Here is a 13,415-nt window from a genome sequence, read left to right as displayed (position 1 = left end):
CTTGACACAGCTTATGCTCAGGATAAGTATAAGCCATCTTATGCTCATGGGGAGTATAAATGGTCGATCTTGTCCTGCCCGCCGTCGCGCCGAATGCATCGCTTGCTGAGCGTCTGAGCCGGGTGATCCCGCCGCCGGAATGGGCTGTCTTCGAGGACGATGTCGAAGCCATTCTGGCGCTGAAGCGCCGGCGCAATGCCGTGGTGCTGGCGCACAACTATCAGACGCCCGAAATCTATCACGGCGTCGCCGACATCGTCGGCGACAGCCTGCTGCTGGCGCGCGAAGCGACCAAGGTCGATGCCGAGGTGATCGTGCTCGCCGGCGTCCACTTCATGGCCGAGACCGCCAAGCTGCTCAATCCCGACAAGACGGTGTTGATTCCCGACGTAGAGGCGGGCTGCTCATTGGCGGAGTCGATCACCGCCGACGACGTGCGGCTGATGCGCGCGCGCCACCCGGGCGTGCCCGTGGTCGCCTATGTCAACACGTCGGTGGCGGTGAAGGCCGAGTCCGACGTCTGCTGCACCTCCGGCAACGCGCGCGCGGTGGTCGAGTCGCTCGGTGTCGATCACGTCATCATGCTGCCGGATGAATATCTCGCGCGGAACGTCGCCGCACAGACGAACGTGAGGATCACGGCCTGGAAAGGGCATTGCGAGGTACATGAGCGCTTCAGCGCCGAGGACGTCCGCACGCTGCGCGACAACCATCCTGGTGTCACCGTGCTCGCCCATCCGGAATGTCCTCCAGAGGTCGTGGCGGAGGCGGACTTCGCCGGCTCCACCGCGGCGATGTCGGACTTCGTCGGAGCAAGAAGGCCGGCCCGGGTGGTGCTGCTGACAGAATGTTCGATGAGCGACAATGTCGCCGTGCTCCATCCCGACATCGAGTTCATCCGCCCCTGCAATCTGTGCCCGCACATGAAGCGGATCACCCTGAAGAACATCCGCCATGCGCTCGAGACCAACACGCACGAGGTCACGATCGATCCCGCGATGGCCGAGCGCGCGCGGCGCGCAGTGGAAAGGATGCTGGCATCATGAGCATCGATGTTTCGAAGTTGATCGGCCGTCCCGTGATCATCGGCGGCGGTGCCGCGGGTCTGATGACGGCGCTGCAGCTTGCGCCCGAGCCGGTCGTGCTGTTGTCGAAGTCGCCGCTCGGCGCGGAGGCGTCGAGCATGTGGGCGCAGGGTGGCCTCGCCGCGGCGGTTGGCGATGACGATGATCCGGGGCTGCATCTGAAGGACACGCTCGCCGCCGGAGCCGGATTGTGCGACGAGCCCGCCGCGCGCCGCATCATCGATGCGGCGCCGGCCGCGGTCGAGCGCCTCGCGCAGCTTGGCGTTGCGTTCGACCGAGGTGCGGATGGACGTTGGCGTCTGGGCCTGGAGGCCGCACACAGCCGCAACCGGATCGTGCATGCGACGGGCGACGGCACGGGACGCGAGATCATGCGCGCGCTGATCGCGGCTGTCAGGCGCTGTGCTTCGGTGACCTTGCTCGAAGGCGTCGAGGCGCGCCGGCTGATCGTCAATGACAACGCGATCCAGGGCGTGGCTGCGGCGCGCGGCGACGAAGCTCTGATCCTCGCCACGACACGCGTCGTGATCGCAACCGGCGGCATCGGCGGCTTGTTCCTCGACAGCACCAATCCGGCCGGTTGTTTCGGCCAGGGCCTCGCGCTGGCGGCGCGGGCCGGGGCCGTGCTGTCCGATCTCGAATTCGTGCAGTTTCACCCCACCGCGTTCGACGGACCGTCGCGGCCGCTGCCGCTGCTCACCGAGGCGATCCGCGGCGATGGCGCCGTCCTGATCGACGACACCGGTACGCGCTTCATGGCCGACGAGCCCGGCGCTGAGCTGGCGCCGCGCGACGTGGTGGCGCGGGCGGTATGGCGCCGCCGTGCGCAAGGCCGCCGCGTGTTCCTCGATGCGCGCGACAAGCCGGGCAAGGATTTCGCCGCGCGCTATCCCGTGATCAGCGCGTTCTGCCGCATGGCGGGCATCGATCCCGCGTGCGATCCGATCCCGGTGCGGCCGGCCGTGCACTATCATATGGGCGGCATCGCTGTTGACACGATGGGACGCAGCACGGTCGAGGGCTTGTGGGCCTGTGGCGAGGCCAGCCGCACCGGCCTGCACGGCGCCAACAGGCTCGCCAGCAACTCGCTGATGGAAGCGATCGTCTGCGCGCAATGGGTGGCCGAAAGCGTGGCCGGCGCGCCGCAGCGTGCGGGCAAGCTGTGCGAGGTGGCGGCAATTCCGCCGGCGTCTGATCCGTCGGCCGTACGGCCGCTGCTGTCGCATGCGCTCGGGGTGATGCGCGAGCGCGGCGCGATCGCGGCTGCCGTCAGCAGCCTGCTTCCGCTGGCAGAGCAGGCCGGGCCCACGGCTGACCCGGCGCTGGTCGGCCTGATGCTTGCGGTCGCGGCCCATGCCCGTGAGGAGAGCCGCGGCGCGCATTTCCGCAGCGATCGTCCGGGCACGCTGCCCGTCGCGCAGCCATCCAGCCTCACTCTGCCCGAGGCGATCGCGGTTGCCCGCGACATTGTCGAGGCGGAGCAGACGCCGTCCAGGAGCGCAGTGCCATGACTCTCAATCCTCTCTCGCCTTTGCTCTACGAGCCGCTGGTGCGCATGGCTCTGCTCGAGGATCTCGGCCGCGCCGGCGACATCACCACCGATGCCATCGTCCCCGCCGAGCAGCGCGCATCGCTGAAGCTGCGGGCGCGCCAGCACGGGGTGATCGCGGGCCTCGATGTGGCGCGCTGCGCCTTCCAGACCGTCTCGCCGGACGTGCGCATGGAGATCGTGCGACCGGACGGCAGCGTCGTGACGCCGGGAGACGCGATCGCGACCATCAGCGGCCCGGCACGGGCGCTCCTGACCGGCGAGCGCGTGGCGCTCAACTTCCTCTGCCGCTTGAGCGGGGTCGCCAGCGCGACGGCGTCCCTGGTATCAGCGGTGAAGGGGACGAAGGCGCAGATCGTCTGCACCCGCAAGACCACGCCGGGCCTGCGCGCGCTGGAGAAATATGCGGTGCGCGCGGGGGGCGGCGGCAATCACCGGTTCGGGCTCGATGACGCCGTCCTGATCAAGGACAACCACATCGCCATCGCCGGCGGCATCAAGGCTGCCATCACGCGCGCAAAGGCCCATGCCGGCCATCTCGTCAAGATCGAGGTCGAGGTCGACACTCTGGCTCAGCTCGAGCAGGCGCTGACGCTGGGCGTCGATGCGGTGCTGCTCGACAACATGACGCCGGCGGAGCTCGAAACCGCGGTCGGCATGATCAGCGGCAAGGCCATCTCCGAAGCCTCGGGCCGGATCACCGTGGAGACCGCGCCCGCGATCGCCGCGGCCGGCGTCGACCTGATCTCGGTCGGCTGGATCACGCATTCGTCGGCCGCGCTCGACATCGGGCTCGACGAGGCCTGATCAGCCCTTCAGCGCCGCAATCAGCTTGGCGGCGTTCTCCTCCAGCACCTTCGGATCTTCCTTGCGGCTCGCCGGCGGCAGCAGGGAATCGCCGTTGCGGCGAGGCATGATGTGGACGTGCAGGTGGAACACCATCTGGCCGCCGGCATGCTCGTTGAACTGCTGCACCGTGATGCCGTCGGCGGCGAACGCGGTCTTGGCGGCGCGGGCGATGGTGCGCACGGCACGGCCGACGTGGAGATAGTCCTCCTCGGTGATGTCGAGGATGTTGCGTGCGGCGGCCTTCGGGATCACCAGGGTGTGGCCGGGCACGCGCGGCATGATGTCGAGGAACGCCAGCACGTGGTCGTTCTCATAGACCTTGGTGCAGGGGAGTTCGCCGCGCAGGATCTTCGCGAACGGATTGTTGGGATCGTAGGCGGTCATGGGCAGTCCCTTAAGCGGTTCCTCTTGGTGCGCCTTACTCTCACCGGCGCGTGTCGCCGGTCAAGACGGCTCGTCCATGCCTTTCCGGAACGGGGCGGATTCGGCGAGCTCGCGGCCGGCTTCCTCGACATAGGCGCGCTCGCGCTTGAGATAGTCGTCAATGGCCCGGCGCAGGCCGCGGTCGGCGATGTAGTGCGCGGAGTAGGTGGTCTGCGGCAGGTAGCCGCGCGCGATCTTGTGCTCGCCCTGAGCGCCAGCTTCGACGACTTGGAGCTTGTGCTGGATCGCAAAGTCGATCGCCTGGTAGTAGCAGACCTCGAAATGCAGGAACGGGTGGTGCTCGATGGCGCCCCAGTTGCGCCCGAACAGCGTGTCCGAGCCGATGAAGTTGATCGCGCCGGCGATCCAGCGGCTCTCGCGCTTGGCCATGACCAGCAGCACGTCGTCGGCCATGCTCTCGCCGATCAGCGAGAAGAACTTGCGGTTGAGATACGGCCGGCCCCACTTGCGTGAGCCGGTCTCCATGTAGAATTCGAAGAATGCGTCCCAGGCGTCCTCGGTGATGTCCTTGCCGGTCAGCCAATGGATGGTGATGCCGGCGGCCAATGCGTCGCGCCGCTCGCGCTTGATCGCCTTGCGGTGGCGCGAATTCATCGTCGCCAGTAAATCGTCGAAGTTGGAAAAACCCTGATTGTGCCAGTGGAACTGCTGGTCGGTGCGTTGCAGGAAGCCCTGCGCGGCGAGCAGCTCCCATTCGGCCTGCCGGGCGAAGGTGACGTGGACCGAGGACGCCTCGCTGATCCCGCACAGCGCCTTCAGTCCCTGGGCGAGGGCATTGCCGATCATGTCCCGGTCCTGGTCGGCGCGGATCAGCAGCCGCGGCCCTGTGGCCGGCGTGAACGGCACCGAGACCTGCAGCTTCGGATAGTAGCGCCCGCCGGCCCGCTCATAGGCATCGGCCCAGCCGCGGTCGAAGACATATTCGCCCTGGGAGTGGGACTTGAGGTAGCACGGCACGACGCCGAGGACCTCGTCACCCATCTTCGCCACCAGATGGCGCGGCGCCCAGCCGGTGCGCAGGGTGGCCGAGCCGGAGGCTTCGAGCGCCGAGAAAAACGCGTGTGAGATGAACGGATTGTAGCCGCGCCCGCAGGCGGAAGATGAGCCGGGACTGACGCGGCCCTCGGGATTGGCACAGGCGTCCCATGCTGCGGCCGGGACCTCGTTGATCCCGGGAACGGCTTCGAGCGTGATCTCAGGCGATGCCATCGAATCCTTGTCAAACGGGCCGGCACGGCACGCCCCGGCCGGGACGCCCCAGATGCCACGCCCTGAAGATCGTGCATCGCAGCAGCGAGTTCAAGGCCGGCGTCACGTCTCCGGCGTAAACCCCTCGAAGATCATCTGATCCGCATAGCGGGCTGCGGCGGCGCGCTGCTCGGGGGTGCGGACGGTCCAAGTCAGCAGCGGGCAGCCGAACACGTTGCGCGCGATCCAGGGGGCAGGCGCAGGCAGCTGCTCGACCCAATAGGCGACGAAATGCGGCTGGCTGCTGAAGCCATGCTTGAGATGCAGCATGCTGTCGCGCTGCGCCTGGGTCAGCTTGGCCCAGTAGCCGTCCTCGTAGCTGCGCTGCGCGACGATGCCGCGCGTCAGCGTCGGCATGGTCTCGCGCAAGGCGCGGACCTGGTCCGGATCGAACGACATCCCGACCACCGGGCCGGAGTAGGACGCCAGCACCTCGGCCATGCGCCGGACCAGCCGGCGATCGCCCTGGAACGTGCTCTTGACCTCGATGACCAGCGGCACGCGCCCGGCGATCAGGTTGCAGAGGTCGCCGAGCGTCATCATCTGCTCGTCGGTCTGCTTGAACTTGATCGCTTTCAGCTCTGCCGCGGTCTTCTCGATCAGCGGGCCGGTGCCCTCGGTGAGGCGGCCGAGATCATAGTCGTGATGCACCATGGCCTCGCCATCGGCCGACAGCTGGATGTCGCATTCGATGGCGAAGTTGCCGGCCACGGCGCCGCGTGCGGCGGCCGGCATGTTCTCGATGATGCCGCGATCAGCATCGTGCAGGCCGCGATGGGCGACGGGGCGGGCCGTCAGCCAGTCAGGTGCGCGCATTCGCCCCGTCCGTTTTGCTGGCGCATGATCTCGTCGGAAAACCGCCGCGCACTATTCCGGATCATGCGCTCTCTCTCACTCAACCTCGAACACGCCTTCGACTTCCACTGCCGCGTCCGACGGCAGCGCCGACACGCCGACGGTGGTGCGGGCGTGCCGGCCCTTGTCGCCGAACGCTGCAACCATCAGGTCGGAGGCGCCGTTGAGCACCTTGGGCCCGTCGAGGAAATCGGGCGCCGAATTGACGAAGCCGCCGAGCCGGACCACGCGCACGACCTTGTCGAGATCGCCGACCGCCGCCTTGACCTGGGCGAGCAGGTTGATCCCGCAGCCCTTCGCGGCCGCATAGCCGTTCTCGATCGACACGCCGCCGCCGAGCTTGCCGGAGGCGATCATCTTGCCGTCGGCGCCGAGGCAGACCTGGCCCGACACGAACAGCAGGTTGCCGGTGCGCACGAACGGGACGTAATTGGCCACCGGCGCCTTTGGTGCCGGCAGTGTGATGCCCTGTGCCGCCAGATTCTGTTCAACCGTACCCGCCATCTCGAATCCCCGTTCTGTCGCCTGAAAGCCGGTCCCGTGCCGGACCGCGGCCCTGTTTGGCGCAGTTGCCAGTGACATGCAAGCAGCCAGCACCGACGCGATTCCGGCGCTTTAAGCGCACGTTTCCGTGAGACAGCCGCAGTTGCGACGCAATGCAGCGATCTCTAATGTGACGGTTCAGCGATACGTCCTCCGAGGAAAACTCATGGCTCATTCGTTCCGACTGTCGATGGGAGCGCTCGCCGTCGCGGCGATCACGTTCGGTCCGGCGCAGGCCGGGGCGGCTGTGCCGTTCCTGCCGCATCAGGCGCTCTATGACCTGAGCCTGGTCAAGTCGCGCGGCTCGAGCCCCGTCAACAGCGCGCGCGGTCGCATCCTCTACAATTTCTCTGGCAACGCCTGCAACGGCTACACTTCGGAATTCCGCCAGGTCTCGGAGCTCGATCTCGGTGAGGGCAAGGTGACCCTGAGCGACCTGCGCTCCACCGCGTGGGAGGACGGCGCCGGCAAGAGCTACCGCTTCAAGATCGACTCGCGCATGAACGAGCAGGCCTCCAGCCCGGTCGACGGTATCGCCGAGCGCACCGGCGATCACATCACCGTCAAGCTCAAGCAGCCCGAGGCGAAGACCTTCACGCTCGACGGCTCGACCGTGTTTCCGACCGAGCAGATTCATCGCATCATCGCCGCCGCGCGCGAGGGCAAGTCGCTGCTCGAGCTGACGGTCTATGACGGCTCGGACAATGGCGAGAAGGTCTACAACACGCTGACCGTGATCGGTGCGCCCGTGCCGGCCGACAAGGCGGCCGCCAAGCCCGACGCCTCGACCGACAATGACGAGATGAAGAAGATGACGCGCTGGCCGGTGACGGTCAGCTATTATGACCGCGACGCCAAGCGGGCCGAGGGCGAGCAGACGCCAGTCTACGCGATGTCGTTCGAGCTCTACGAGAACGGCGTCTCGCGCGCGCTCGTGCTCGACTACAATGATTTCGTCATCGCCGGCGCGCTCGGCAAGTTCGACGTCAAGGACGTGAAGGACGGCAAGCCTTGCAGCAATTGACCGGGGCATCATTCCGTCTGCTCCGGGCCGTCATAGGCGATGCCGCGGATGACCGCGGCCTGACCGAACTTCTTGCGTAGCGCATCGATCGCGCGCTCGGCCGAGGCCGAGCGGCGGTCGAGCATGTCGGTGTCGGAGGCCTCCGAGCCCGGGCGCAGCGCGCTGACGCCTGCGCCCATCAGCCGGAACGCCGTGCCGTCGGTCTCGCGCGCCAGCATCTCCTTGCAGATTGCGAAGATCTTGCCGGCGAGCTGCGTCGGCGCCGCGATCGATTGCGAGCGCGTTCGTTGGCGGAAGTCCGCGGTTTTAAGCTTCAGCGTTATGGTCGACCCGGCGAGCTGGCTCGCCTTCAGCCGTGCCGACACCTTCTCCGACAGCCGCCACAGGGTCTTTTCCAGGGTCGCGTAGTCGCGGATGTCGGTGTCGAAGGTGGTCTCGCTGGAGATCGTCTTGGCGCCGCGATCAGCGACGACCTTGCGGTCGTCGATGCCGCGCGCCAGCCGCCACAGTCTGCGGCCGTCACCGCCGAACTGCTTCATCAGCTCGATCTCGTCGGCACGCTGCAGGTCGGCGATGGTGCGGAAGCCCTGGTTCGCCAGCCGCTGCTGCGTGGCGGGGCCGACGCCGAAGATGAAGCCGACGGGCTTGTCGGCCAGCATCGCCGGCGCCTCGTCCTGGCCGAGCGCGGCGAAGCCGCGGGGCTTGTCGAGATCGGAGGCGATCTTGGCGAGGAACTTGTTGCAGGACAGCCCGACCGAGACGGTGATCCCGATGCGCTGCTCGATCTCGCGGGCGAAGCGCGCCAGCACCTTTGCCGGGATCATGCCGTGGACGCGCTCGGTCCCGGACAGGTCCAGGAACGCCTCGTCGATCGACAGCGGCTCGACCAGCGGCGTCAGCGCCTGCATGGCCTGCCGGACCTCGCGGCCGACGCGGACATATTTCGCCATGTCCGGGGGAATCACGACCGCCGCGGGACACAGCTCCAGTGCCTTGAACATCGGCATCGCCGAGCGCACGCCATAGGTGCGGGCGATGTAGCAGGCGGCCGACACCACGCCGCGCTTGCCGCCGCCGATGATGACGGGCCGGTCGGCGACCTCGGGATTGTCGCGCTTCTCGACGGTCGCATAGAACGCGTCGCAGTCGATATGGGCCAGCGTCAGCGCGGGCAGGGCGCGATGGCGGACGAGGCGCGGCGAGCCGCAGACCGTACAGCGGCGCGCGCCATCATCGAGGTCCGTCAGGCAGTCGCGGCAGAAGCAGGCCGGCCCGGCGACCGCGCGCGACCCGCTCGCTGGCGCCCGCTCGGTCACGGCACGTCGCGCTCCCACTGCCGGTCGCCCAATACCTGCCGTGCTGCCATGATATTGGTCGGATGTAACTTGGAGTGGGCGGCAAAAGCCTTTACCGTCTCGTCGTCGCGCAGCATGAAATCGAGCACGCTGACCAGGAAATTGGGGTCGGCCGCCGAGGATCGCAGCGTCTCCGGCCCAATCCCGGTCTCGGCCAGGAAGCGGCCCAGCCGCTCCGGTTCGCCGGCCAGGAAGCCGAGGGCCTGAACTGCAACGATTTCAGCGACTTCGCGCGGATTTCGAACGGGCTTTTTCAACGGCGGATTTGCCTTTCCGTTAACTTGTCGGCTCTACTTTGCGCCCATCATGCCCGAGTCTTCGGAATGGGTTCAAGCAAGTGGAAACCATCTCGGGGAAAGATCGAATACCGACTTAACGGCTTAGAACGAATCTGGGGCTAGTTTGAATTAGATGAGTAGCGGTGGACAGGCGTCCGCCAGAGGACATGCCGGTGTCAGTGATTCGGAGGGGCGGATGGGCAAGACCGTCCTGATCGTGGAAGACAATGAGCTCAACATGAAGCTCTTCCGCGATCTGTTGGAAGCCCACGGGTACCAGACGTCCGGTACGTCCAGCGGCGTGGAGGCGCTCGACATCGTGCGCCGGACCCGCCCCGATCTGATCCTGATGGACATCCAGCTGCCGCAGGTCTCGGGCCTGGAAGTGACGAAATGGATCAAGGACGATCCGGATTTGCGTGCCATCCCGGTGGTGGCGGTGACGGCCTTTGCCATGAAGGGCGACGAGGAGCGCATCCGCGAGGGTGGCTGCGAAGCCTATCTTTCCAAGCCGATCTCGGTCGGAAAATTCATTGAAACGGTACGCCGCTTTATCGGCTAAGGAGTTTCTGCAGTGTCCGCGCGTATCCTCGTCGTCGACGACGTCCCGGCCAACGTCAAGCTGTTGGAGGCGCGGCTGTCGGCCGAATATTTCGACGTGCTGACCGCCGCGAACGGCGCCGAGGCGCTGCAGATCTGCCAGCGCGCCGAATGCGACATCATCCTGCTCGACGTCATGATGCCGGACATGGACGGCTTCGAGGTCTGCCGCCGGCTGAAGTCGAATCCGGCCACGCATTTCATTCCGGTTGTCATGGTGACGGCGCTCGACAGCCCGTCCGACCGCGTGCGCGGCCTGGAGGCCGGTGCCGACGACTTCCTGACCAAGCCCGTCTCCGACGTCGTGCTGATCGCGCGCGTGCGCTCGCTGACGCGGCTGAAGATGATGACGGACGAGCTGCGCATGCGCGCGCTGACCTCGCTCGAGATCGGCGTGCAGGCGCCCGAGCGCAACGCGGTTGCCGACGCCGGCAAGGGCGGGCGGGTGCTGCTGGTCGACGACCGGCCGTCGTCCTACGAGCGGCTCGGGCCGATGCTGGCGACCGAGCATGCCATCGACGTCGAGACCAATCCCGCCGAGGCCGTGTTCAACGCCGCCGAAGGCAATTACGACCTCGTCATCGTCTCGCTCGACCTGAACGATTACGACGGCCTGCGGCTGTGCAGCCAGCTGCGCTCGCTGGAACGCACCCGGCAGGTGCCGATCCTCGCGATTGCGGAAGCCGAGAACAATTCGCGGCTGCTGCGCGGCCTGGAGATCGGCGTCAACGATTATCTGCTGCGTCCCGTCGACAAGAACGAGCTGCTGGCGCGCGCCCGCACCCAGATCCGCAAGCGCCGCTACACCGACCATCTGCGCGACAACGTCCAGAACTCGATCGAGATGGCGATCACCGACGCGCTGACGGGCCTGCACAATCGCCGCTACATGGAGACGCATCTTTCGACGCTCGCCGACCAGGCCGCGAGCCGTGGCAAGCCGCTGGCGCTGATGATGCTCGACATCGACTACTTCAAGTCGATCAACGACAATTATGGCCATGATGCCGGCGATGACGTGCTGCGCGAGTTCGCCATGCGCGTGCGCAAGTCGATCCGCGGCATCGATCTCGCCTGCCGCTATGGCGGCGAGGAGTTCGTCATCGTGATGCCCGAAACCGACCTGCACGTCGCCGGCATGGTCGCCGAGCGCTTGCGGCGCTCGGTCGCCAACGAGCCGTTCTCGGTGCACAAGGGCGAGAAGCGCATCGAGGTCACGACCTCGATCGGGCTGTCGACCCTGGAGCAGAAGGGCGAGCCGATCGCCGACGTCATGAAGCGCGCCGACAATGCGCTCTACCGCGCCAAGAACGAGGGCCGCAACCGCGCGGTGGCGATCGCCCCCGTGCATCAGCCGGCGCCGTTCCTGCCGCAAGCCGCCGGCCGCGGCCGCTAGAGAGGGGCAGGGCGGCGGTCCCGTGTGACCGCCGCTGAGCATCCGTTGCTGGCGAATAGCGTCATCTTTCTCCACATCGTCATTCCGGGGCGCGCGGAGCGCGAGCCCGGAATCCATAACCACGATCGGGAGTATGGATTCCGGGCTCGCCCTACGGGCGCCCCGGAATGACGGCGAGTGCGGAGCCGATTGTTTCCACACATCACTCTTCATCCTCGCCGCGCATTCCGCGCCCGAGCTGTGCCAATCAAAGCCCTCTTCGATAACAGAGGGCGCAGGGAAGGCCGGGTGCTGGTCGCACCCATGGTCCGCGTGCAGAAAGAAAGCACGCGGCAGAACCACAGGTACGAGCCGGACATCCGGCCCTCCCTGCGCGATGGCTTTACGGCTTACTCCGCGCTCTCCCCGGGGACCGGCGTTCTTGCCCCCGTCGCGAGCGCGCTTCGTCGCAGCGCCCGCTTGGCCTCAGCATCGGGAGGCCAGGACCACACGGCTTCACCGTGCGCATCAGGATGTTCGTCGGCGCGGACAAGCCACGCTGCAACCCGACACGCCCACCGCAGCCCACCTCACGCTCGTGACGATCGCGATGCGCCCCTCTTGGCGAGGTGGGATGTGCAGGGGGATAGCATGAATTCTGGAAAAGCGAAAGTAAAAAATTGCGATCTGGATAGCCGGCGAGAGCGATCTCGTTGAAAGCGTTCGAAAAGTTAGTCTTCGGCGCAGGACCGTCTCGGGGGCGCTCGATGGGGAGATCGCTTCCTCATCTCAATGCTTCAGGATGGACCCCTGATGATCAGGCCGACGCTGATCGGCCCTACGAACTTCAGGCGTCTCATGTTAGCTTGGTTGCGGCGTTGCTCTCTTGTTAGGGAAAAGGCATGAAGCCATGCTTCGCATGGGTGTTTTGGCCGGCGTGCTGATGTTGTGTGGAGTCTTGGTCCTCGAAGCGCTCGGTGTGCAGACCAACCTTTTGGTTTTCATGGTCTTGGGAGGCGTTTCGGGCTCGCTGGCTGACATCTTGGATCGGTTCATGGCGGGGCGCGGTACGTAGCGCTGGTCAGCGCGCAAGGCCGGATGGTTGTGGACTCATTCCGACGTATCTCGGACGAGAGAGCGTCTGATGTTTGTGGAGTGTGCCCGATGTGGACATTTCAGCTGGTAGTCCGCACTCCGTAGGGCGGATCAGCGCGCCGCTTCACGTTCGCCGCAAATCGGCAGATTGAGCTGACGCCAATCCGCCCGCCGTGCTCGCGCGGTCGATCTACAACAACTCGCCGCCAGGATGTGGGGCGCCCAAATATCCCTTGATGTTGCGTGCGTGCCATGATACCTTATGTGACATGAGCAAATCGGTCCGCATCGTCAACTTCTATCACATGACCCGCTTCGGCTGGGCCGTGGAAGGAGTCGCGCGCTAGGAATTGGACGTTGCGATCGTTTCACCAGGCCCCGCCGGCATCGGACGGGGCCTTTTGTTTGGCCACGCTCCCTGCCGGCATAACAGCAGGAGCAGAGGATGCCACCCCATCAGACCAACGCGACGATCGACGCTGCGCACGTGTCGGCGCTCAACGTCGATCTCTCGATCGCGTCAATCACCGACGCGATCGACAGCGTGCAGCCATCGATGCAGTCCGAAGCGTCGATCGCAGCGTTGCGAGACGTGTCGCCAGAAAAGGACGCGGCCGGTCCGCCGGCAACGCCGACCTGGCCGATCATCCGCTTGATCGGCTGGTGCTGGCGCGCGATCCAAGAATGGCAACGCCGCGAGAGCGTGCGGGACTGCCTGCATGACCTGAGCGAACGCGAGCTCACAGATATCGGCATCACGCGCGCCGAGATCGAGCACATCGCCGCGCTGCGGACGCTCGACAGGTTGAGGGATGATCCATATCCGGGCGGCGTCTCGCGTCGGGGAATGTAGTTGGTCGTTGAAAGTGGCGACGCAGGGATAACCGACCAACAGCGCGAGATGGTCGCCGCGACGTCATTGCGAGCGTCAGCGAAGCAATCCAGGGTCCCGCACACGACTCTGGATTGCTTCGCTGCGCTCGCAACGACGGAGGTGAGATCGCGCTTATCTATGGACACTATCCTGCCGGAGACGTCGTCTGCGGGAGTTCGGCAGAACACAAGCCTCGCATAGGTGCTCATCTGCGAGCGCAGGAACTACATGCCTTGATCTG

General features: G+C 66.1%; 13 protein-coding genes. 7 read left to right on the top strand and 6 right to left on the bottom strand.

Annotated elements, in window-relative coordinates:
* Positions 1-59: 59 nt before the first annotated feature.
* From nadA to nadC, 3 genes are read left to right on the top strand one after another with little or no spacing between them, the layout of a single operon-like run.
* Entirely contained in the window at positions 60-1,046 is a 987-nt protein-coding gene (gene nadA / locus QX073_RS21015) for a quinolinate synthase NadA (protein WP_316226292.1), read from the top strand.
* Positions 1,043-2,596: an L-aspartate oxidase gene (locus tag QX073_RS21010; protein WP_316226291.1), complete on the top strand. Its 1,554-nt coding sequence runs from the start codon at positions 1,043-1,045 to the stop codon at positions 2,594-2,596. Before nadA ends, QX073_RS21010 begins: the two co-directional genes overlap by 4 nt.
* Positions 2,593-3,441, top strand: coding sequence for a carboxylating nicotinate-nucleotide diphosphorylase (gene nadC / locus QX073_RS21005; RefSeq protein WP_315718388.1), 849 nt, complete (start codon positions 2,593-2,595; stop codon positions 3,439-3,441). The genes QX073_RS21010 and nadC overlap by 4 nt, the downstream gene beginning before the upstream one ends.
* Here nadC and QX073_RS21000 read toward each other — a convergent pair whose 3' ends face one another.
* The 4 genes from QX073_RS21000 to QX073_RS20985 form a co-directional block, all read right to left on the bottom strand.
* A complete protein-coding gene (locus tag QX073_RS21000; RefSeq protein WP_316187313.1) occupies positions 3,442-3,867 on the bottom strand; it encodes an HIT family protein in 426 nt (141 codons plus the stop codon).
* A gap of 60 nt (positions 3,868-3,927) precedes the next feature.
* Complete coding sequence (locus QX073_RS20995; RefSeq protein WP_316226290.1) at positions 3,928-5,136, bottom strand: GNAT family N-acetyltransferase; 1,209 nt, start codon at positions 5,134-5,136, stop codon at positions 3,928-3,930.
* A gap of 102 nt (positions 5,137-5,238) precedes the next feature.
* On the bottom strand, positions 5,239-5,991 hold the full coding sequence (locus tag QX073_RS20990; protein ID WP_315827262.1) for a glycerophosphodiester phosphodiesterase: 753 nt from the start codon (positions 5,989-5,991) through the stop codon (positions 5,239-5,241).
* 75 nt (positions 5,992-6,066) lie between these two features.
* Positions 6,067-6,534, bottom strand: a complete 468-nt coding sequence (locus tag QX073_RS20985; protein WP_315784532.1) for a RidA family protein — start codon at positions 6,532-6,534, stop codon at positions 6,067-6,069.
* 205 nt (positions 6,535-6,739) lie between these two features.
* Here QX073_RS20985 and QX073_RS20980 point away from each other — a divergent pair, with 205 nt between their 5' ends.
* A complete protein-coding gene (locus QX073_RS20980) occupies positions 6,740-7,597 on the top strand; it encodes a cell envelope integrity EipB family protein (RefSeq protein ID WP_315718393.1) in 858 nt (285 codons plus the stop codon).
* An 8-nt stretch (positions 7,598-7,605) separates the two neighbouring features.
* Here the strand turns inward: QX073_RS20980 and QX073_RS20975 are convergent, their stop codons facing one another.
* Positions 7,606-8,913, bottom strand: a complete 1,308-nt coding sequence (locus tag QX073_RS20975) for a DNA polymerase IV (protein ID WP_316226289.1) — start codon at positions 8,911-8,913, stop codon at positions 7,606-7,608.
* Positions 8,910-9,209: a DUF3572 domain-containing protein gene (locus QX073_RS20970; RefSeq protein WP_316165120.1), complete on the bottom strand. Its 300-nt coding sequence runs from the start codon at positions 9,207-9,209 to the stop codon at positions 8,910-8,912. Before QX073_RS20970 ends, QX073_RS20975 begins: the two co-directional genes overlap by 4 nt.
* A gap of 217 nt (positions 9,210-9,426) precedes the next feature.
* Here QX073_RS20970 and QX073_RS20965 point away from each other — a divergent pair, with 217 nt between their 5' ends.
* The 3 genes from QX073_RS20965 to QX073_RS20955 all read left to right on the top strand — a co-directional run bounded on the left by QX073_RS20965 (position 9,427) and on the right by QX073_RS20955 (position 13,153).
* Positions 9,427-9,792, top strand: coding sequence for a response regulator (locus QX073_RS20965; RefSeq protein WP_008964019.1), 366 nt, complete (start codon positions 9,427-9,429; stop codon positions 9,790-9,792).
* 12 nt (positions 9,793-9,804) lie between these two features.
* Complete coding sequence (locus tag QX073_RS20960) at positions 9,805-11,226, top strand: PleD family two-component system response regulator (protein ID WP_315718396.1); 1,422 nt, start codon at positions 9,805-9,807, stop codon at positions 11,224-11,226.
* Positions 11,227-12,745: 1,519 nt separating this feature from the next.
* Positions 12,746-13,153 (top strand): DUF1127 domain-containing protein, encoded by a 408-nt coding sequence (locus QX073_RS20955; protein WP_315752977.1) that lies wholly within the window; start codon positions 12,746-12,748, stop codon positions 13,151-13,153.
* The last annotated feature ends 262 nt before the right edge of the window (positions 13,154-13,415 follow it).

The organism is Bradyrhizobium sp. SZCCHNS3052, from assembly GCF_032484495.1.
Lineage (GTDB): Bacteria > Pseudomonadota > Alphaproteobacteria > Rhizobiales > Xanthobacteraceae > Bradyrhizobium.
Note: the sequence above shows the minus strand (reverse complement) of the source record. Positions and strands in the feature narration are given on the sequence as shown.